This is a genomic window from Haloferax sp. S1W, from assembly GCF_044593955.1.
Lineage (GTDB): Archaea > Halobacteriota > Halobacteria > Halobacteriales > Haloferacaceae > Haloferax.
Genome location: NZ_CP172595.1, coordinates 1,142,279 through 1,162,589, shown reverse-complemented (window position 1 = coordinate 1,162,589; position 20,311 = coordinate 1,142,279). Strand labels below are relative to the sequence as shown.

The following is a 20,311-nucleotide window of genomic DNA, read 5'->3' as shown; positions in this document are numbered from 1 at the left end:
ACGCGTATCAGGAACGCTGTACAGACGCGTATCAGGAATCGGGCTCCGACGCCGGATATGGTCTCGTCGCTACCTCGTCGTAGCGAACCGACGATGGCGAGCTATCGAACCACCCGACTTCGGCGATTTCGCCCGGGCGAGCGCGTGGGTCGCCGCCGACGTACACGCCGTCGAATATCACGATTGCCTCGAAAACCGGCGGGTCGTCGGACTCACCACACCGATTCTCGATGACGTGCACCTCGCGTATTCCCGTGAGTTCGCACTCGACACCTGCTTCTTCCCGCGTCTCGCGCCGTGCGGCCACCTCGTAGGATTCCCCGGGTTCGACCTTGCCACCGGGGTCGCACCATCCGTCGTCGCCCTCGTTGCGAACCAAGAGAACCTCGCCAGCCTCGTTGGTCAGCCAGACGCCCGCACCACCAAGCCCACCGTTTTCAACCCGTTCGAGGACAGTTGCATACTGCGACGGCGAGTGTGTCCACGTCTTTTCGACGACTTCGAATGCGCCGTATTCGTGTCGCAACTCGTTTCGCAGCGACTCGACCGCCTGGATGGTTTGCTCAGTGAGGGACATGGACGTTCGTCACGCGCCGCCGTGTTCTCAACTTACTCCATGACGACCCTTTACCCCATAATGACGCCTTCGCTTCGACCGCGAAGGACGACGTCCCCGTGTTCGGTTTCGCAAACGAACGAGACGGCGAGTTCAGTGCGGTCGTCGTGTTCTTCGACCGATTCGTACGTCGCCTCGCAGGTGATTTCGACGCCGGTGTGCGCCGGGCGGGGGAATTCGAACTCCATCGTCCGCGCGAGGAAGTCGATATCGCCGCCGAGTTTCGTCGGCATCGTCGCCGTCAACAGGCCGTGTAACACGATCTGTCCGTCTTCGTTCTCGGCGAGGTGGTGGTATCCCTCGTCCTTCGAGAGGTTCGCGAATTGCTGGACTTCCTCGTTCGTGAACGTTCGCGTGTACGTCTTCGAGTCGCCTTCGAGTAGTGTGTTATCATCAGTCATTTTCAGTGTCACACTACCGACACAACGGCCGTAAAGCTTCCCGAATGGAAATAAACACAATACGAATTTACAGGCGTCAAGCGATGCCGCCCCTTGACCACAAGCGCAGGACCGACGCATCGGCACGCAGGAGCAGTTCGCTCACGCTCCGAGCAACCCCTGCGTCTCAGACGACCTACCACTGCTGTCGAAAGAGATTGTTCAGCGATTCGATGTCCCGGCGGCCGTATGGCGTCAACAGCGCGCCGACGGTCCGTCGCCACTCGGGAGTGACCTGTGAGTCGGCCAGCAGTTCACGTAACCGTGCGTTCAGCTTTCGGCCCGCCGGGTCGAAGTCGGTGAGGATGACGACTACCTCCTCGTCGACTCGGGTCGCAAACGAGACCAGTCTCCCGGCCTCCGAACAAGTGTAGATTCGCTTTTCGAACCCCGCGGCTCGAAGCCCCCGCTTGTCGTTTTGTCCCTCGACGATGGCGGCATCGACGACCCTGTTCATCTCCTGAATACCTTCGAGAAGGTCCTGCCGCCACGCGATGTGCTTTCGGTACGTCACGACAACGGGAGTACGGGTCGAACAGCCGAGTATTTCTCGGTGGAACCAACGCCGATGGTCGCCACCGACCAGCGTTGCAGCGCGGTGGTGCTTCGACTACCGATTCTGCCGCTGTTCGGCCTTGTTTAGGTCGAAACGTGACCAGTCCAACTACCCGTCGAGGGATTCCCTAAAAGCCCACACCCGGATGTAATGTGCCCAGTATCCTTCCAGCGGTTCGTACGGCTCGCTCAGTCGGTCGAGGTCCGCGTCGGTCGCCTGCTCAGTACCGAGTTCGTACAACTCCGCGACCGCCTCGCGAAGTCTACGCTCGGTGCGGGGAATTCCCGAGAGCCGTCCGAACCCTCGCAGCGCGACGAACTCGCTCGACCATTCGCCGAATCCCCAGATGTCCGTCAACCGCTCTCGGAGGGTCGCGTCGTCCAGCGCTGACAGGTCTTCGCTCGCGAACGCGTCGGCGGCGGCGAGAACAGTCTTCGCTTTCCGTTCATTGTCGATGGCATCGCGGACGGCGGGCGCGTCGTCACGAACCATCTCTGCCGTCGGGAACAGCAGTATCTCCTCGCCCTCGTCTTCTACGATTCGGCCACACGTTTCGACGAGTACACGTTTCAGATGCTTCGAGACCTGCATCGGCGTCCGCTGGCTGAGCGCGGCCCAGCACGCGGCTTCGAACGGCGTCGAGAAGCGAACGTGATGGTAGCCATAGAGGTCGTCGACAACGCGCTCGAAAGCCGGGTCACTCTTCGCCGTCTCGTATAAGACGGTCAGGTCGTCGTCGAGCGACAGGAACGCTCGGAGCCAGTCACCCACTGCCCCGAGGTCGCCTATGGTTTCGAGCCAATCGACCTCGACCGATAGTGTATCCTCGTTGTCTTCGGTAACCACAGCCACGAACGGGAGGGCGTCAGCGTATCCACCAACCGTAAGTGAATGCGTCGAACAGCGGTGGTCCCCCGAGCACGGAAGGAAACCACGCAGGAAAGCCAGCGATTGCTCGAACTCGAACGGCTCGACCGGTCTGATACTCAGTTTGGCTTCTTCGACGCGTTCTGTGGTAGCCATACGAGTCGTACGAGCGCCTCAGATATAAATTGGCCGGTCGGCCAAATTTCTCGAACCAGAACCGAGTTACGCTGTTCTCAGCGACTCGAACACGAACTCCTCAATCGCTGTGAGCGTCGTTTCCACCGCTTCATCAGTGTCCAATGTGAGGTCAGTATTCCGAGCCCCATCGACGGAGACGACGATGAATGTCGCCGTCGACTGGGGGTCGACGGGAACCAGTTCGCCATCGTCGATTCCTGCCTGGATGACGGCAGCGACCCGGCTACGGACAGTCTCGTAGTTGCGGGTGAGACGCTCGCGGATTGCTTCGTCGTAGGGGGCCTGTGCCCGGAGTTCGAAAATCGCCATGAAGTAGTCTCGACTGTCTCGACCGAAGAGCGCGGGACCGAACGCCACCCAGTCGAGTATGTTGTCAAGACGCTGGATAGCGGAGGTTCCTTCTGAATCCTCGAATCGGGCCTCGAACCGTTCGATGAGAGAGTCAAGCAACGAGGCGAGGAGGTCGTTCTTCGATTCGTAGTGGTAGTGAACCAGCCCCCGGCTTTTCCCGGCCTCATCAGCGACCTTGCGGAGACTGAACTCGGCGTATCCGTACTCGCAAAGCGTGTGATAGGTCGCTTCCATCAAGAGCGATTGCGTGTCGTTCTCGCGGGTGTGGTCGTCAGAATCCATCTTGGTCGGAGACAGTACGGACAGAGGAATGAACGTATGGGGAGATGGAGACTCGTCTGGTAGCATCCGCTCATCTGGGAGAAGCAGAACGCATCCGCTCAGAAGCAGGAATCTATCTCTCAGTCCGGACGGTGGCACGTCGTGTGGGGCGCTACCGATTCTGCCGCTGTTCGGCCTTGTTTAGGTGGCTAAAATCCAGAACATGTTCTTCTGAAATTTGTAGATTCGGTCCAATTGAAACCCGTCTAATCCGAGGATAGAGGCCTTGAATACGCCGCACATATAAATGAACGACTAGGTAACCGCGCGATAAGGGTATGGCGCGGTAACTCGTAGCACAGTATGGACACGCCCCTCGACGAGAGGTAGTTCGTAGCATGCCAGAACCACAAACCGAAATAGACGAAGAAACCGTCCAAGGATTCGGCGCAGAGCTGCGAGGCGAAGTCCTTCACCAAGGGGACGCGAGCTACGACGAAGCGCGCACAATTTGGAACGGGATGATCGATAAACGGCCAGCCCTCATTGCCCAGTGTGCAGGCGCCGCGGACGTGATCACAGCAGTGAACTTCGCACGAGAGTACAACCTTGAAATCGCTGTGCGCGGCGGCGGCCACAACGTCGCCGGCACCGCCGTCTGCGACGACGGCATCGTTATCGACCTCTCAGCGATGCGGGCCGTGTGGGTCGACCCACGCGCGCGGACCACCCGGGTACAGGGCGGTGCCCTATGGAGTGACGTCGACCACGAGACTCAGGCCCACGGACTTGCGACCACGGGCGGCATCGTCAGTCACACCGGCGTTGCCGGGCTTACCATCGGCGGCGGAATCGGCTGGCTGATGCGCAAGCACGGCCTCACCGTCGACAACCTGCTCTCCGCCGATGTGGTGACCGCCGATGGCGAGTTCGTCCGAGCCTCGAAAGACGAGCACTCGGACCTGTTTTGGGCGTTGCGGGGAGGTGGTGGAAACTTCGGGATCGTGACCTCCTTTGAGTTCGCCCTCCACCCTGTCGGTCCCACTGTACTCGCCGGCCCCGTGTTCTGGGCGGCGGACGACTCCGCCGACGTGCTGGGCTTCTATCGCAACTTCGTGCGGGATGTGCCCGACGAGCTGGGCACTGTCGTCAAGTTCGGGACCATCCCTCCCCTCCCGGTCGTCCCCGAGGAGCTTCACTGGCGACCCGCCGTGGCCATCAGCGTCTGCTACGCGGGTCCAGTCGAGGAGGGTGAAAGCGTCCTCCGACCGCTGCGCGAGCACGGCACACCGCTTCTCGACCTGGCCTCCCCCAAGCCGTATGTGACGAACCAGTGCGGAACCGACAGCACCGTTCTCCACGGATGGCACTACTACTGGAAGTCGACCGACTTGCCCGAACTGTCCGACGACCTGATCGACGTGTTCGTCGACCACGCCTTCTCGGCGGAATCACCCCGTTCGTACTCGGTGCTGTTCCATCTCGGCGGAGCGGTGAGCCGGGTCGATACTGACGCCACCGCTTACACCGGTCGGCACGCGCCTCACAACATCAACATCAACGGCGTGTGGCGTCCCGACGAGGCGGAGGGGTTCGCCGAGTCGGAGACCGTCTGGGCCCGTCGATTTTTGGACGCGCTCGAACCGTATCGTGAGGGCGTCTACGTGAATTTCCTCGATGCCGATGACGGCACCCAACGGGTCCGTGAAGCCTACGGTGAGCACACCTACCGACGGCTCGCCGAAATCAAGGCCGAATACGACCCCCACAACGTGTTCCACCTCAACCAGAACATCAAGCCGTCAGGCTGAAGGCTCTTGTCCAAGCTGGCTCACAGCTTTCGCCGCACCCATACTGCATCCCTTCAAATGACCGTCACAGAAGGAGCCACACACCTCGGCGCAGTCTTGCGGTCGATGTCTGCGTAATCGGTTCTTTAAATCAGTGGTGGAAATATTACTCGCCTGACTGGACACAGAATATGTTGGTCGTTATCGTGAATCGTGACTAGTACTATGTGACGGACTCATATCTATCACCAACACACAGACGAAGGCAAGCGCAGCTACCGGAAGAATACTTGACCGACAAAACTGCGGTAGAAGTCCTGTAAAGCCAGAATTCGATTACCGATTCTGCCGCTGTTCGGCCTTGTTTATCTCGATGAGCAGGCGGAAGATGGCCTTCACGAGGTTCGAATCGACGCCGAAGTGGTCGGCGTTCTCGCCAGCACGCTGCATCACGCGTTCTTCCTGCGTCTCGTCAGTCGTCGGCAGGTCTTGTTCGGCTTTGACCTGTGCGACGGCGTCGGCGACGTAGGTCCTGCGGGCGATGAGTTCGACGATTCCGTTGTCGATGTCCGCTATCTCTTCGCGGAGTTCGTCGAGGTTCATGTCCTGAATCGATTCGGTGGTGTCTGTCGTGTGGTCTGTCATAGGATTCGTGCTCCGTCGGTTCGTGTCGTGGTCAGTCGCGTCTCGCCCTCACGGGCGTCCCACAGTTCGCGGACCAGTTCGAGGCCGTCTCGGTCGCCGACTGCGACGACGCTCGGCCCGGTTCCGGAAAGTGAGACACCGTCTGCGATGGGCATCGCTTCGACGGCGGGGTCTGTCGGGAAGTCGAGTGCGGCAGAGAAGGCCAGTCCGTTGACGGTCATGGCGTCAGCGTATCGGCCTTCCAACGCGAGGTCGGCGACGAGGTTCGCCATGGGGGCAACGTTCTCACAGCGGGAGACGTCGGCGTCGGCGCTGTAGGCGCGCTCCGGCGGCGTCCACACGAGTACGTCCCACTCGACTTCGTCGCGGACGACCAGTTCGTCCGCGGCGTTGTCGGTGACGACGACGCCCCCGAGCATAGAGGCGGTGGCGTCGTCGAAGGCCCCCGTGACGGTGACGCCCACCTCGCGGGCGGCTTGCACACCGAGGCGACAGGCGTCGATACGGGAGATGTCGTCGTCCGGGGTTGGGCCGACCGACGCACCAACCGCGTCGAGGGCGGCGAGCACCGTCGCGTTCGCGGCCGCACTCGAACTCTTGAGACCGGCGGCCATCGGCACCTCGCTCTCGGTTTCGACCGTCCCTCCCTCGCCGTCGCCAAACTGCTCGACGACGAGTTCGACACAGCGCTCGATGAGCCGGGTGTCGGCGTCGGGGTCCTCCGCGATGGTACCGGAGACCGCGTCCGAGTCGTCCAATTCGACCGTCGCGGTCGTCTCGGCGTCGATGGCGAACGCTGACCCCGTGTGTGTCGCGAGTGCGTTCAGTATCGTCCCCGCACCGAGGGCGGCTGCTCGGCCGTGCATATCTGTACCGAAACGAGCGAAGGCAAAGAAGTAGCGGTCGATGCCATATCCTCCGCTGTCGGGCGGGTGGGTGAGATGGAACGGTGGCCGATATCCCCGACTGCTCGTGTCTCCTCCGACTGCTCGTGTACCGCATCTCTTTTCACTGCACCGACGTAACCGCGTGGTATGAGCGCCCGAAACGACGTTGCCCCGAGCACACTCGGTGTCGAACTCCTCGACTACGGCGTCGCCGTGGAGTATCTCGACGGTCGGACGACCGTCTATCGGGGCGTCCCTGAGGCGGTCACGGACACACTGACCACCAAACCCGGAAGGGAAGTCCACATCCTCGTCACCGACCCGAGCGAGACGGAAGGCGTGATGATGTACGTCAACGACCTGAAGACGCACGACGAGGTACTCGAATCGAGTGGCGTCGGTCGGGTCATCCTCGCCGATGGTGAAGAAGAAGAACTCTTCCCGGGCGTCGTCGCCCGCCGCATCCCCGGACACCGCTTCGAAGTCGACGCCGACCCGGAAGTCGCTCGCGGCCGCGTCTTCGTCTTCGTCGAAGACGACTGGAGTGAGGACAGCTACGAGTTCGTCGCCGAGTAATGCTCCGGAAACGCTGGCACCCGCTGAGCAAGCAGACTATCGGAAAGGCACCCGAAGCCTACGGCTACTACGAACTCGGCGATAGTGATGGTACCCTCGTCGGCCGCGGCGTGGGCATCCTCCGCGACGAGTTGAAAGAGGCATTCGCTTACGGTGACGGCGAGCAGGTCCGCTGGGAGCGAGCAACGTCGCTCGACCATGCCGAGCGCATCGCCGCCGAACACGACCCCGCGTAGCGTCTACTGCATCACCACCTTCCTTTTCCCCCGTTGTCACCGTCCTCTACTGGAGGTACGACGGGCTATCCGTGTCGCAATACTCCTCGTGGGCCTCGGCGTCCTCTTCGAGGTCGAACAGCATGTCGCACTCTTCACACCGGTACCACGTCGACCCGTCTTTCTGAGTCGTGGCGACCATGTGTAGAGCTATCACATCGTTGGGGAAAACCGTTACCCCGGGAGAACCCTCAAGAGTCGGGCGGTCTAATCGCATGCCATGACCGAAGACGGGGTGACGCTGGTCGTCCGCGCCGCCGAAAAGCGGGATGCCGGACGCGGTATTGCCCGACTTCCAGAGAGTGCTCGGAAGGAACTTGGCGTGCTGAGCGGTGAGACAGTCGTCATCGACGGGTCGAGAGAGACTGTCGCCAAGATGTGGCCCGCGCGGCCGGGTGCCGACGCAGGCGAGATTCTGGTCGATGCAGACACCCGCGCCAACGCCGGCGTCAAAATCGGCGACACCGTCCACGTCCGCAAAGTGAACGTCGAGGACGCGACGGCCGTCACGCTGTCGGGTCCCGACGCGCTGGAACGAACCAGCGTCAGTCGCGACACCATCGAAGAAGTGGTTCGAACAGAGATTCGAAATCGCCCGCTTCGCGCTGGTGACCGGGTTCGCGTCGAACGTCTCGGCGGTGCAGCGCTCGTGGTCAAGTCGACGACCCCCGAGGGCATCGTCCGCGTCACAGATTCGACGCGGGTGAGCGTCACGGTCGATAGCTCGAAGGGAGCAAGCGAGACGGTCCGCGACGCGGTCAAGACCATGACCGGTGGCGAGAAATCTGACGGCAGTCGCGGCCGTGCGACCGGCGTCACGTACGAGGATATCGGCGGTCTCGACGACGAACTCGACCTCGTACGGGAGATGATAGAACTCCCGCTCTCCGAACCCGAAGTGTTCGCACACCTCGGCATCGAACCGCCGAAGGGCGTCCTCCTGCACGGCCCGCCGGGGACGGGCAAGACGCTCATCGCCAAAGCGGTCGCCAACGAGGTGAACGCGACGTTCATCACCATCTCCGGGCCGGAAGTCCTCTCGAAGTACAAAGGCGAGTCCGAAGAGAAACTCCGCGAGGTGTTCCAAGAGGCCCGCGAACGGGGGCCGAGCATTGTCTTCTTCGACGAAATCGACTCAATCGCCTCCAAGCGAGACGACGGCGGCGACCTCGAAAGTCGCGTCGTCGGCCAACTCCTCTCGCTCATGGATGGCCTCGACGCCCGCGGCGACGTGGTCGTCATCGGCGCGACGAACCGTGTCGACAGTCTCGACCCCGCACTCCGCCGTGGCGGCCGGTTCGACCGCGAAATCGAGATTGGCGTCCCGAACGAGACTGGTCGCCGGGAAATTCTGGAGGTGCACACCCGACCGATGCCCCTCGCCGACGACGTGGACGTAGACCGACTCGCCTCCCGAACACACGGCTTCGTCGGTGCCGACCTCGAATCACTGGCGAAGGAAGCCGCGATGACCGCGCTCAGACGCGCTCGCCGGGAGGACGCCAGCGCGCCGATGTCGGAGTTGACCGTCACTCGCGCCGACTTCGAGGCGGCCATGGCTTCGGTCGAACCCTCGGCGATGCGTGAATACGTCGCCGAGCAACCCACGAAGGGATTCGAAGCGGTCGGCGGACTCGACGACGTGAAACAGACGCTCGAACGCGCCGTCACGTGGCCGCTGACCTACGCGCCGCTGTTCGAGGCGGCAGCGACCGACCCGCCGACGGGCCTTCTCCTTCATGGACCACCGGGAACTGGGAAGACGCTCCTCGCGCGCGCTATTGCCGCCGAGAGCGGCGTCAACTTCATCCACGTCGCTGGGCCGGAACTCCTCGACCGGTACGTCGGCGAGTCCGAAAAGTCCGTCCGCGAGGTGTTCGACCGCGCCCGACAGGCCGCGCCGAGTATTCTCTTTTTCGACGAAATCGACGCCCTCGCCACCAACCGCGATAGCATGGGGTCGGACTCGGGCGTCACAGAGCGCGTCGTCTCGCAACTCCTGACCGAGATGGACAACGCCGCCGACAATCCGAACCTCGTCGTCCTCGCGGCGACGAACCGCCGCGACGCCCTCGACCCGGCGCTTCTCCGACCGGGGCGACTGGAGACGCACGTCGAAGTTCCCAAGCCGGATATCGAGGCGCGTCGCGCCATCATCGACGTACACGTCCGGAACAAACCGCTCAGCACCGATATCGACCTCGACGACGTGGCCGCCCACATGGACGGATTCAGCGGGGCCGATGTCGCAGCCGTCTGCCGCGAGGCGGCGCTCCGAGCCATCGAAGACGTGGCCAACGCCTACGAAGGGATGGCCGCGAACGAACACGCCGACGAGATTCGAATCACCCGCGACCACTTCAACGCGGCAATCTCGTCGGTCAGACCGATGCTCGACTGACGGGCGGAATTATCTCTTCTCTTGGCGAATAGTGACTTATGTTCACATGCAACAGTGGTGTGTCGTGAGCACCCGGTGGCGGCGGAAGGTCCGGCGAGAGTGGGACGCACTCACCGGCGGGCCGGTTTCAGCAGGGTGGTGGCTCACGAAGGCGGGAGTCCGGGTGGTACTCGCGGAAGTCGTCTTCATGGGTCTCGTCCTCTTGGACAACGAGATGACGGCGGTCGAGGCCGTCAACAACGGCGAGGCGTCGGTGTTCTCGCTCGTCGCGCTCGTCTTGACGACGCCCGACTACCTCGCAATTGCCGGAATCGTCTTCGTCGTCGCCCTCTTGCTGCCGTTCCTGCCGAGGCGGAACAGAGCGACGAACGGGAGGGTGTGAGAAAACGAGGCGCTGTGTCGCTTCTGCGACCTATCGAAGTCGCGCTCTGAAGTAACTCGACTCGGGGTCGGAGTACGTCACACCAGAAACATCGAGACCCGCGTCTCCCGCGACTTCCCGAAGTCGCTCCGGCGAGACGAGAAGGAAGTCGAGGTCCGGGCCTCGTAAGTCGCCGTATTCGACGTGGAACTGTCGGCGCGTGAGTCCGTCTCTCAAATCCGGTCTGTAGCCGAAGAACTCCTCGGGGTCGATTCGGGTCGGGTCGTAGGAGTCGACGACGAGTTCGCCCGTCTCCGTGGTGAACTCGTCGAGGGACGCGAGCAAGTCCGAGAGTGCATCGAGCGACCCCGCGAGTCCGATTTGTGTCCCGATTGCGAGGACCGTCTCGAAGCGCTCGGGGTCGGCCGGTGGGTCGAACATATCTCCGACGATGGCCGCCTCGACGCCCCGCTCCCGTGCCGTACGAACCGCATTCGGACTCACGTCGAAGGCGACCACCTCACCGCGCTCCTGTATTGCGAGTGCGTACTGTCCTGCGCCGCACCCGACATCCAACACGGGCGTTCGAAGCGAATCGAGGAACTCCCACTTCGAGTCGGGCCACTCCTCGGATGGGACGAGATAGTGCTCGTAGATGTGCGCGTCGCCAGCGTCCGCGCCGTCGCGGTAGACGCAAGGAGCGCGCAGGCATCCACGAAACCTATCGAGCATCGCCAGTCCGAGTGCGTCGTCGGGCATGACGAATTGGTGGTCGAAGTTTTATCAGATAAATTTAATGAGTTATTCGGTAGCGATGAGCATGCTAGTCGAGTCGCGCTAAATCGCCGTGTAGTTCGCGGTTCATCACGTCCGCGACGAAGAGTCGGATGCGCTTGTGCAGTTCTTCTTCGGTGTCGTACGTCTCGACTCGCAGGTCCCAACGCGCCCGTGCGGCCCGAATCATCTCGCTCGTGACCGACGCCTCGTGGACGAAGACAATTCGGTCGCCGTGGGTCTCCGAGAGACGTTCGAGAACGGACCCCGCCTCCTCGCCGACGCCGAAGTTGTGCCCGAGAAACGGGAGGACGAACACGGTTGCGTTGCTCGCTTCCGCGAACGCGAGACTCTGTGTCGCGGCGTCCACGTCGTCGGTGTCGATGTCCACATCGACGGCGAGAAAGGCGTTCACCCCCGGGTCGGCCCGCAGCGACCCCTGTACGCGACGAAGGAGGGCTAGGGCGTCGTCGATGTCCTCGCGTGCCGAGAACAGCTTTCGAATCGGTCCCGGGAGGTCCTCGATATCGATGTCAGCCAGTTCCCGCTCCGAGAGGACGTAATTCAGGTTGAAGGACTTGTAGGGCCCCATCACGTAGACGAGAAATCGGTCGTAGGCAGTGTTTCCGAGGGAAGCGCGGATGTCGTCGCGCGTGATGGCGTCCTGCATGTGACGCCGTACTGACCGAAACTACTTATAAAAAACGGCCTTTTCAGGGATGTTTGACTCGAGAACTGTTAAGTCGATACGCCGCATCTAGCGAACTGAGATGGCGACGAACTCCCCTGTCGACTCGGACGGGCACCCCGAAGACCCGGCCGAGTTGCTGCCGCCGACGAGCGTCCTGACGCTGGACGAGTACCTCGACATGCAGGCGGCCATCGGCGACCGGACGCGCTTTACGCTCCTCTACCGGTTGGTCCACTTCGGCGAGCGGAGTCCGAAAGAACTGGAGGAAGCGCTCGGTATTCGGGCGAACAAACTGCACTACCACCTCCGGAAACTCGTCGACGCCGGACTCGTCGAGAAGCGAAAACGCTCCCGCGCCGACGAGGACGGACTGTTTTCCTACTACCGCGCTACGTCCCTCGGGGAGGACATCCTCGAATACGGCGTCGAGGAACTCATCCGCCGCGAGCGCGACTACCGCGAGGCCTACTCGTCCGGGTGAATCTCGGCGGCCGTTTTAGCACCGCCGCCTATCCAATCGACGCCCGCTGCGGCACCTGCCGCAGACGCCGCCTATTTGTTACTTCGTCGCACACCCTCAGGCGATGTCAAATCTCCTCCCCGACGAGGCCCAAGAGAAGCTGATTACGACGTGCCGAACCGCGGTCGGCGACAGTTTGCGGTCGCTCACGTACTTCAATCGCTTCGACTACGTGCAGGTCTATCTCCGCGACGACCTCGAACAGGAAGCCGACCTGAACTCCTTTATCGGAAACGAGTGGCACGACTTCAAGATGACCCAAGACGCCTACCGCGGGTCCGAACTCGGCGACTACGAGTACACGATTCGCGTGTTCGAAAACGGCTACCTCGTCCGCATCACGCTCGAAGATATCGGCGTGTTCGTCACGACCGACGGCATCTCGATGCAGGACTTCGAGGCCCTCGCCAGCGCGACGACCCAGATTCTCGACGAGTGGGCGATAGCAGAGTGAAAAATCAATCCCAAAACGACTGCGTTCGGGCGTATTCGCGCTCGCGTTCGAGAATGTCGCGGTAGAAGTCGTCGTCGTCTTCGCGGAGTTTGTTGATGATACGCGCCGCGTTGTGCGGGCCGACGCCGCGGGCCGCGAGCGCGATGACCGCTTTCCGGCCATGGGCCTGCACCAGACTCGCCGAGCGATACGCACGCTTCGTGAGTCGCTCCTGTTCGCCGTCCTTGTCGGTCGCACGAACTGCCTTGACCGCCTCGTCGGCCCACGGATTCAACGCGGCGATGCGTGTCGCACCGCACTCGGGACACGTTGGAGGGTCGCGGACGCGCTTGACCGGCGTCTTCCGCGTCCAGTCTTTGCAGTGGAGACACGCGAGTAACACGCGGTCGTTCTGGATGCGCTCTTTGACCGTCTGGATGACGCTCGCATCGGCGTTTTCGGGCACGAGCAAGTCAGTTCCGGACCCGCGCCCGCCGGTTCCGATGGAAGTCGATTCGCGGGCGACGGCCAGTTCCACGTCGCCAGCGTGGATGCGACGAAGTAGGTCGACCGTCTCTTCGACCGCGAGGTCGGTGTGGAACACCTCGCGGACCGCCTCGTCGTAGACGGGCGTCCCTTCGAGGGCCGCGAGGAGTCTGTCGCCGCCGAAGCGACCCTTCCCCTGGTATCGCTTGAGCGTCCCGAACTTCGCGGCGACCTGCGCGAGCGTGAACTTCAGCGAGTCCGAGCGCTTGAGGGCGAGTTCGAGGAGTGCTTCGACGTGCTCGGGTTCGGTCTCACGAAGCACCTCGGCGAACGTCGTCGGACTCACCTTCCCCGGCACGTCGAACTCGACCCGGTAAGGGTCGACCTCCATCCCGACCGACGACCCGGTTCGCTGGCCGACGAGTGCCGAAAGGAGACGGCCGAGCGTTTCGTTCACACGGTGGCCGTAACAGGTATTGAGCGTCACCTTCCGTGGCGACCCTTCGAGGACGAGTCTGCCCGCGGTCGGAATCGGTGCATCCGCCTCCACCTGCCGTTCGATGGGTCCGAGCGCGGAGGAGACGGTTTCGGCGTCAGTCGGATACCGCATGGCGATGTCGCGCGCGGCCGAGTCGCGGTCTGCGCCCGATTCGAACTGCGGCGCAGCAACGTCGCGGAGTTCACCGACCTCTCCGGCGACTGCGGCGGGAACCGGAATCTCCGAGCCGACCCACGAGGGCACTTCGCCGCCGGGGTCTTCGATTGGTGAGACGTTCACCCGCGCTTCCTCGTCGTCCACGTCGTTGACGCGCCACATCTCGCCACGCTGGATGAACGTCGCCCCTGGCGTGGCGAAGTTGAGGACGAACTTCTCGTCGAGCGTTCCGATTTGCCGCCGCGAGGAGATGTCGTGGACCTCGTAGGTCTCTTCGTCGGGAATCATCGAGAGATTCGCATAGAAGTACTGCCACGTCCCGCTGGACTTTTCGAGGAGGTCTTTTTCTTCTTCCACCCAGAGGAGTCGGTTCTGCGAGAGTTCGCGGACGATTTGGCGGAAATCGTCCTCCGAGAGGTCGCGGAAGGGGTACGCCCGGGTGACGATTTCGTACGCCCGCCGGGCCGACACGTCGCCGTAGTCCATCACGATGCCGACGATTTGGTTCGCTACGGTGTCGAGACTCCCGTGGTGGACGCGAGCGGGTTCGACCTCCCCCGACTCGGCGCGGCGGGCGATAGCCAGCGCTTCGAGCGTGTCGTCCGGGTGGTCGGTGACGATGGTGCCGCGAGAAACGACCCCCAATCGGTGACCTGCCCGGCCGACTCGCTGGAGCAGACGGGCAACCTCACGCGGACTGTTGTACTGCACCACGTGGTCTACGCGCCCCACGTCGATGCCGAGTTCCATCGATGACGTACAGATGAGCGCGTCCAACTCGCCTGCTTTGAATCGGTCTTCCACGTCGATTCGCACGTCCTTCGAGAGCGACCCGTGGTGGACCTCGATGGGGTCGTCGAGTGCCTTGAACCGCGAGCCGAGCGCTTCGGCGGTCTGGCGGGTGTTGACGAAGACGAGCACCGATTCGTGACTGCGGACGATGTTCCGAATCGTCCGAACGTGACTGGCTATCTCGGGGTCCGTCGCGAGTTTGCCCGCCAGTCGCTCGTCTTCGTTTGTCACCTGCGGGCGGACCACCTCGAACTCCACGCGGTTGTCCACGTCCACCTCGATTATCTCGAAATCCCGGTCACCGGTGAGGAATCGTCCGACCTCTTCTGGCGACCCGACGGTAGCCGAGAGGCCGATTCGTTGGAACGACCCCGCGAGTTCTCGAAGACGCTCCAAGCCGATGGTCAACTGCGCGCCGCGTTTGGCCGACGCGAGTTCGTGCACCTCGTCGACGACGACGTGTTCCACGTCCGACAGCGCCTTTCTGAGCTTCTTCCCGGTCAACATCGCCTGCAGCGTCTCGGGCGTCGTCACCAGCACGTCCGGCGGGTCGTTCGCCTGTTTTTGGCGCTGGTACTGCGTGGTGTCGCCGTGGCGCACGTCGATGTCGATATCGAGGTGGTCGCCCCACCAGTCGAGGCGCTGGCGCATGTCGCGGTTCAGCGCCCGAAGCGGCGTGATGTACAGTGCTGAGATTCCGAATCGCGCGTCGGCATCGGCGATGGCCGAAAAGACGGGCAACATCGCCGTCTCGGTTTTCCCGGTTCCAGTCGGGGCGATGATGAGGCCGTTTTTCCCGGCGGCGAGCGGGGGTATCGCCCGGCGCTGTGGCTCCGTCGGCGTCGTGAATCCGCGCTCCGAGAGGGCGTTGCGGACGGGTTGCGAGAGCCTCGTAAAGGCGTCCATTCCGGCGGCAGCCTCGCCGTCTGGCATCGCCCGAGGTTACGGTCGGAAGCGATTAAACGCACCGCTCGGGGTGGTGGTGTCCGGTGGGTTCATGTCGACAGTGAATCAATTTCGTCCGTGTCCCCGAATCGCGTCTATTGGGTCTCGTTCGTGTGCTTCGGGCTCGCCGCAGCAGCCAGTGCTGGCGTGAACATCGCCCACGGAGAGACCGATATAACGACTCTCGTTTCGGCCCTCGCAGGGGCTGTCCTCGTCGCTGTCGCTGTGGTCGCGCTGTTGACTCCCGAGCGTGGCCACGGCCCAACTGAATGGGACCCGCTCGTCTACCTCGTCGTGGGGAGTGCAGCCCTCTACGTCGCAATAAATGCGTGGGACCTCTATTCGGTGGTCGCCTGATGTGGCCGCCACTCGCCGAGGATGGTGTGACACTGTGACCCCGGAACGAACGTTCTGGCTGTCGCAGGCAGGGTTGATAGGCGGCAACACGCTCACCTTCCTTGGTGCGGGCGACTCAGCACTCGTGACGTGGAAACTCGTCGTGGGTACCGGTCTCGGGTTACTAAGCCTCGTCTGCGTTGGCTACGCGGTCCAAGAGCGTGACGAAGACGTACCGGAATGGTTCAGAGAATGGGTCGGGTGGCAGCGACTGGCCCTCGTCTCAGGTGTCGGCGTGTTTGTCTGCGGTGTTCTCGCCGTTCTCTTTTCGTAGCGTGGCTTCGCACCTGCCGCCGGTCACACGCGCTCGTAGTCACCCAATCGTGTCCCATCGAGCAGGTACGCCTCACCATCCACCAGCCCATCCGGCAGAAACGGCGAGAGAAACCCCTGTCCGGGGACGTTGACCCACGTCCCGCCGGAGGTGTTGTTGAACGCCGGGAACACGACGAGTTCGGGGTCGTTCCACTCCAACTCCGAGATGTCCACGTCGAAGTGGTCGGCGAACACTTCCGCTGCGAGCGACCCGCGAAGCCAGACGCGCTCTTTTCGCCCGCCGCCGACTTCGTCTTCCAGTCTGACCGCCGGGTGTTCGTGCGCCGAACAGACCACGTCCGCTGCCAAAACCTCCCGCGAGGGCCACGTGTGGCCGTGGCAGAAGCCTACGTCGCCGAGCCGGACGCCAGTGAGATCCGTCACCTCAACTCGGTCACCGAAGAACTCCGCGAGGCCGCCGTCGTGGTTGCCGGGGACGAGCGTCATCTCGGCGCGGTCGGTCACCGCCTCCACGAGGTCGGTCAGTTCCTCGGCTTCGTCGCCCTTCGGACCGGAAATCCGGTGTCCGAGGTCGCCGAGGACGACCAGTCGGTCGGCGTCGGTCCGGTCGAGAAGCGACAGCAGTCGCTCACGGCGGACGGCGGCGTTCGACGGGAGTTCGACACCCCGTTCGTACCGCAGACCTGCTTCGATACCGGCGTGGTAGTCGGCGACGACCAGCGACCGCTCGGGAAAGCCCCGCCGTGTCGTTCGCGCGACTGCCGCGGGGTGGCCGGGAATCGGTTCGACGAGTGGGTCGGACACGCCCTTAGATTGCCTTCAGCACGTCTTCCTTCGGTTCGTAGCAGCGACCGCCGAGAAGCGCCTCCTCGATAGCGTCGTCGACTGCGGCCGCGTCCACGCCGTACTCGTCCACCACGGACTCGACAACAGCATCGCGCGCGGCACCGTCGCCGTCGTCGAGGCGCTCCATCGCGTCCACGACGACCGCTTCGAGGTTCACGTCCTCGACGGACACGTCGTCCGCTTCGGCGTCCGCCGCAGACTCTCCGTCGTCGCTCGCTGGTTCGGGTTCCGGCTCCGCTGCTGGTTCGGGTTCCGGTTCGGGTTCCGGCTCTGCTGCTGGTTCGGGTTCCGGCTCAGATTCGACGTCGAGCGTCGGTTCCTCGCTGACCGGCTCGGACTCCGTCGTCGGTTCCGCGTCGGCTTCGTCTTCGAGTTCGTCAACGTCGGGCACGTCGATATCCGCCTCGCCAGCGGGGTCGACCTCCGCGCCGCTCGTGAACTCGGTGCCGAACTCGGATTCGATTTCCGCGCGCTCCTCGTCGTCGAGTTCGTACATTCCGTTCGGATCGGTCGCGTCGGCCGCATCGTCGGTTGCGGACGAGTCGCTGGTGTCTCCGAAGTCGCCCAGTTCTCCGTCGGCCGCCTCGGCTGCTTCGGACCCGTCGTCGCCGAGCGCTCCGTTCTCCGAGTCGGTGTCGTCGAAGTCGCCCAGTTCGCCCGTTTCGGACGGTGCGTCGGTAGTCTCGGACGAGAGGTCGTCGAAATCGCCGAGTTCGTCGGACGACTCCGTCTGTTGTTCAGACGCTGGTTCAGATTCGACCTCGGGCTCTGGCTCTTCGGGTTCCGATTCTGCAGGTTCCGGTTCGGGTTCTGCCGATTCGAGGTCGAGTTCCGACTCCGACGGCGTCACGTCCGAGTCGGACGCACTCACCGACGCCTCGGTTTCGGCGGAGGCGGATTCGGCAGGCTGCTCGTCGGTAGCGGTCACGTCGTCGGTAGCGGTCACTTCGTCGGCAGCGGTCACGTCGTCGGCCGCAGTGACTGACTCGTCTGTGGCGTCCGCAGTGACTGACTCGTCTGTGGCGTCCGCAGTGACCGACTCGTCCGCGGAAACCGCTTCCGCGTCGTCTGCGACAACCGTCTCTTCGGACTCGACCTCGTCCGCTTCAGATGCCTCGATATCGACCGCGTCGGCAGGTTCGAGGTCGAGTTCCGGGAGCGCGCCAAGCGTCGCATCGCCGGGTTCGTCCGGCGAGATGGTCACCTGGTCGACCTCCTTCCGTTCGCCCGCGACGAGTTCGAGCGTCTGGACGGCGAGCGCCCGCATCGCTTCGAGGTAGGTTCGGGTCGTTCCGTAGTGGTCGATTGCGCGCGGAATCCCGGCCGCCAGTGTCGGGTCGACGCCGCGGGCTTCCAGCGCCGTCTGGAGGCTCTCGCCGCGGTACGGCATCGAGAGCGCCTCGTCGAAGACCGCGATGCGGTGGAGCGTCGATTCGGCCGCGGTGACGACCCAGCGGTCGCGGACGTCGGCGTCCACGTCGTTGACGCTCTCGGGGCGAACCGACGTGAAGACCACGTCGGAGTCGTCGGGTTCGTAGGTTCGCGCCTTTCCGGTGAGCGCGACGAAGGCGGGTGGCGTCGTCTGTTCGAGGAACGCCATCGCCTCGGGTTGGTACTGCCCGGCGTAGGTGACGAACGCGCCCGTCGGGTCCGCCACGCGGCCGCGGAGCACTTCGTCGTTGACGGGTTCGACTTCCGTGAGGACGCCCGCAACGAACGTCCGGTTGAGGCGCGCGCCCGTCGGTGTGACCACGTAGTTCGGGGCGCGCTCCTCGTCGCTCTCGGAGTACGACAGCGACGCGTCGTCGAACTCGGTGGCGAAGACGCGGTAGGCAACTTCGCGCGTTCCGACGACCGGCGACGAACTCATGCGCCCACCTCCGTGAGGAGGGCCGCAGCACGTTTAGCCGGGTCGTCGTCAGTCTCCTCGAACTCGTCGGCTTCGAGATTCGCGCCGTACTCGTCCACAGAGAGGTTCCCGCGGACGCGGTATTCGCGACCGACGAGTGTGGACGCGATGTCGTCGGCGACGACTTCCTTGTCCATCGCCTCGCGGGCGGCGGTCATCGCGTCTTCCATCGTGCCGCCGTAGACCGCTTCAGTCAGGTCGCGGTCGAGAATGGCCGTTACGGTTCCCGTGCCATCGTCGAGAATCGCCTTGACGCGCATGTCGTCCTCGCCGTCGACATCGCCGTGCTGGCGACACTGGCCGTTTTGGAGGACGCGGCTACAGTCGGGACAGCGCTCGATGAGACCGGAGCCATCGCGCACTTCGAGGACGTTTCCGAGGACTTCAACGTCGAAGACGCCGCCCGCGGAAACGGCCTCGCCGATTTTCAGACGCGGTGCGGAGTCCGAGACCTCGACGGGGTCGTCGAGTACCTCGACGGTCGTGAACTCCGAGAGGTTCACCTGCGGGACACCGCGGAATTCGCGGACGTACACGTCCGCGAGGCGGAGGCTCGCACCTTCTTTCAGGTCGGGGCGTGGTGCCCAATCAGTGAAGGGGAGCCGCCCGGTTTCGTCCGCGAGGACGCCCGAGAGGATGGTCGTCTCGCCGTTCCGCCCGTCGATGGTGCGCGATTCGACGTCGAGCACTTGGGCTTCGACGACCCGGCCGCGGTCACCGGCCTGCAGGTCAATGAGGTCGGCGTCGCCGCCGATTCGGTCGTCGTAGGGCGTTTCGACCGGCTCTGACTCGACTGCGACGGTCGATGCAGCGCCGATGTTCAGTTCGGGCTTGCCGTCCCACTCGCGGACGCCCGCATTGCCGATGGTGACGGAGTCGCCGGGTTCGAAGCCGAAATCCTGCCACGCGGTGTAGGAGATGGTTCCGGACCCGTCGGCGAGTTCGCCCTCGCGAATCGTCTGGGATTCGCCCTGGTAGACGATAGAGCGCGTGCCGACCGTGAGGACGCGAACCGTCACCGAGACGTTACCGTCGTCGGGGTCGATGTCGGCGATTCGCTTGGCCGACGGCGGGGCGTCGCTCCCCGAGGAGCCACCGCCGTGTTTTCGGCGGACGCTCTGTTTCGCTTCGTCCAGTGGGACGCTGTACTGCAAGAGGTTCTGCAGGTCGCTTTTGACCTCCTCTTTGTCGACACCGAGGGCGGAGGCAAGCTCCTCGGCATGGTGGTCGATTTCCATCGGTGAGGGCTTCGCCCCCATTGGATAAAAAGGATTGCCGGGGTGTCATCGGACAACGGCCTGTCGGGGCGTCATCGGGCCTGCTTCACTACCCCGGAGCGAATCTCTAAGTGTTCGCGTGTCCGT

At 63.3% G+C, this 20,311-nt stretch carries 23 protein-coding genes; 9 read left to right on the top strand and 14 right to left on the bottom strand.

Going from position 1 to position 20,311, the window contains the following annotated elements; all coding sequences use genetic code 11:
- Positions 1–31: 31 nt before the first annotated feature.
- From ACH9L7_RS06075 to ACH9L7_RS06055, 5 genes are all read right to left on the bottom strand, one after another.
- Complete coding sequence (locus tag ACH9L7_RS06075) at positions 32–577, bottom strand: NUDIX hydrolase (protein ID WP_396612835.1); 546 nt, start codon at positions 575–577, stop codon at positions 32–34.
- A 50-nt stretch (positions 578–627) separates the two neighbouring features.
- On the bottom strand, positions 628–1,017 hold the full coding sequence (locus ACH9L7_RS06070; protein WP_396612834.1) for a dehydratase: 390 nt from the start codon (positions 1,015–1,017) through the stop codon (positions 628–630).
- 175 nt (positions 1,018–1,192) lie between these two features.
- Complete coding sequence (locus ACH9L7_RS06065) at positions 1,193–1,570, bottom strand: hypothetical protein (protein WP_396612833.1); 378 nt, start codon at positions 1,568–1,570, stop codon at positions 1,193–1,195.
- Positions 1,571–1,720: 150 nt separating this feature from the next.
- Complete coding sequence (locus ACH9L7_RS06060) at positions 1,721–2,635, bottom strand: DNA-3-methyladenine glycosylase family protein (protein WP_396612832.1); 915 nt, start codon at positions 2,633–2,635, stop codon at positions 1,721–1,723.
- 66 nt (positions 2,636–2,701) lie between these two features.
- A complete protein-coding gene (locus ACH9L7_RS06055; RefSeq protein WP_396612831.1) occupies positions 2,702–3,310 on the bottom strand; it encodes a TetR/AcrR family transcriptional regulator in 609 nt (202 codons plus the stop codon).
- Positions 3,311–3,687: 377 nt separating this feature from the next.
- Between ACH9L7_RS06055 and ACH9L7_RS06050 the strand changes: the two genes are divergently transcribed.
- A complete protein-coding gene (locus tag ACH9L7_RS06050; RefSeq protein WP_396612830.1) occupies positions 3,688–5,100 on the top strand; it encodes an FAD-binding oxidoreductase in 1,413 nt (470 codons plus the stop codon).
- Between the two features lie 315 nt (positions 5,101–5,415).
- Here ACH9L7_RS06050 and ACH9L7_RS06045 read toward each other — a convergent pair whose 3' ends face one another.
- Together ACH9L7_RS06045 and ACH9L7_RS06040 are read right to left on the bottom strand one after the other, a co-directional pair.
- Positions 5,416–5,724, bottom strand: coding sequence for a chorismate mutase (locus tag ACH9L7_RS06045; RefSeq protein ID WP_396612829.1), 309 nt, complete (start codon positions 5,722–5,724; stop codon positions 5,416–5,418).
- A complete protein-coding gene (locus ACH9L7_RS06040) occupies positions 5,721–6,590 on the bottom strand; it encodes a shikimate kinase (protein WP_396612828.1) in 870 nt (289 codons plus the stop codon). The genes ACH9L7_RS06045 and ACH9L7_RS06040 overlap by 4 nt, the downstream gene beginning before the upstream one ends.
- Before the next feature lie 168 nt (positions 6,591–6,758).
- Here ACH9L7_RS06040 and ACH9L7_RS06035 point away from each other — a divergent pair, with 168 nt between their 5' ends.
- Positions 6,759–7,187: a DUF5796 family protein gene (locus ACH9L7_RS06035; RefSeq protein WP_396612827.1), complete on the top strand. Its 429-nt coding sequence runs from the start codon at positions 6,759–6,761 to the stop codon at positions 7,185–7,187.
- Positions 7,187–7,423, top strand: a complete 237-nt coding sequence (locus ACH9L7_RS06030; protein ID WP_396612826.1) for a hypothetical protein — start codon at positions 7,187–7,189, stop codon at positions 7,421–7,423. The genes ACH9L7_RS06035 and ACH9L7_RS06030 overlap by 1 nt, the downstream gene beginning before the upstream one ends.
- 46 nt (positions 7,424–7,469) lie before the next feature.
- Here ACH9L7_RS06030 and ACH9L7_RS06025 read toward each other — a convergent pair whose 3' ends face one another.
- Positions 7,470–7,604, bottom strand: coding sequence for a hypothetical protein (locus ACH9L7_RS06025; protein WP_396612825.1), 135 nt, complete (start codon positions 7,602–7,604; stop codon positions 7,470–7,472).
- Positions 7,605–7,682: 78 nt separating this feature from the next.
- Here ACH9L7_RS06025 and ACH9L7_RS06020 point away from each other — a divergent pair, with 78 nt between their 5' ends.
- Positions 7,683–9,863 carry a CDC48 family AAA ATPase gene (locus tag ACH9L7_RS06020; RefSeq protein WP_396612824.1) on the top strand — a complete coding sequence of 727 codons (2,181 nt, stop codon included), beginning with the start codon at positions 7,683–7,685 and terminating at the stop codon, positions 9,861–9,863.
- A gap of 64 nt (positions 9,864–9,927) precedes the next feature.
- Positions 9,928–10,245, top strand: coding sequence for a hypothetical protein (locus ACH9L7_RS06015; protein ID WP_396613229.1), 318 nt, complete (start codon positions 9,928–9,930; stop codon positions 10,243–10,245).
- Positions 10,246–10,275: 30 nt separating this feature from the next.
- On the opposite strand, the gene ACH9L7_RS06010 is transcribed toward ACH9L7_RS06015, so the two are convergent.
- On the bottom strand, positions 10,276–10,983 hold the full coding sequence (locus ACH9L7_RS06010) for a class I SAM-dependent methyltransferase (RefSeq protein ID WP_396612823.1): 708 nt from the start codon (positions 10,981–10,983) through the stop codon (positions 10,276–10,278).
- Between the two features lie 64 nt (positions 10,984–11,047).
- Positions 11,048–11,668 (bottom strand): hypothetical protein, encoded by a 621-nt coding sequence (locus ACH9L7_RS06005; RefSeq protein WP_396612822.1) that lies wholly within the window; start codon positions 11,666–11,668, stop codon positions 11,048–11,050.
- A gap of 100 nt (positions 11,669–11,768) precedes the next feature.
- Between ACH9L7_RS06005 and ACH9L7_RS06000 the strand changes: the two genes are divergently transcribed.
- On the top strand, positions 11,769–12,170 hold the full coding sequence (locus ACH9L7_RS06000; RefSeq protein WP_396612821.1) for an ArsR/SmtB family transcription factor: 402 nt from the start codon (positions 11,769–11,771) through the stop codon (positions 12,168–12,170).
- A gap of 103 nt (positions 12,171–12,273) precedes the next feature.
- On the top strand, positions 12,274–12,663 hold the full coding sequence (locus ACH9L7_RS05995) for a hypothetical protein (protein ID WP_007539869.1): 390 nt from the start codon (positions 12,274–12,276) through the stop codon (positions 12,661–12,663).
- A gap of 4 nt (positions 12,664–12,667) precedes the next feature.
- Here ACH9L7_RS05995 and ACH9L7_RS05990 read toward each other — a convergent pair whose 3' ends face one another.
- On the bottom strand, positions 12,668–15,508 hold the full coding sequence (locus tag ACH9L7_RS05990) for a DEAD/DEAH box helicase (RefSeq protein ID WP_396612820.1): 2,841 nt from the start codon (positions 15,506–15,508) through the stop codon (positions 12,668–12,670).
- 90 nt (positions 15,509–15,598) lie between these two features.
- Between ACH9L7_RS05990 and ACH9L7_RS05985 the strand changes: the two genes are divergently transcribed.
- Positions 15,599–15,877 (top strand): hypothetical protein, encoded by a 279-nt coding sequence (locus ACH9L7_RS05985; protein ID WP_396612819.1) that lies wholly within the window; start codon positions 15,599–15,601, stop codon positions 15,875–15,877.
- Positions 15,878–15,911: 34 nt separating this feature from the next.
- A complete protein-coding gene (locus ACH9L7_RS05980; RefSeq protein ID WP_396612818.1) occupies positions 15,912–16,190 on the top strand; it encodes a hypothetical protein in 279 nt (92 codons plus the stop codon).
- Between the two features lie 23 nt (positions 16,191–16,213).
- On the opposite strand, the gene ACH9L7_RS05975 is transcribed toward ACH9L7_RS05980, so the two are convergent.
- Genes ACH9L7_RS05975 through ACH9L7_RS05965 form a run of 3 tightly spaced genes read right to left on the bottom strand, consistent with a single transcriptional unit; the run spans position 16,214 to position 20,185 of the window.
- Entirely contained in the window at positions 16,214–16,996 is a 783-nt protein-coding gene (locus tag ACH9L7_RS05975; RefSeq protein WP_396612817.1) for a metallophosphoesterase, read from the bottom strand.
- Positions 16,997–17,000: 4 nt separating this feature from the next.
- Positions 17,001–18,908: a rpa-associated protein gene (locus ACH9L7_RS05970; protein WP_396612816.1), complete on the bottom strand. Its 1,908-nt coding sequence runs from the start codon at positions 18,906–18,908 to the stop codon at positions 17,001–17,003.
- Positions 18,905–20,185 (bottom strand): Single-stranded DNA binding protein, encoded by a 1,281-nt coding sequence (locus ACH9L7_RS05965; protein WP_396612815.1) that lies wholly within the window; start codon positions 20,183–20,185, stop codon positions 18,905–18,907. The genes ACH9L7_RS05970 and ACH9L7_RS05965 overlap by 4 nt, the downstream gene beginning before the upstream one ends.
- Between the last annotated feature and the right edge of the window lie 126 nt (positions 20,186–20,311).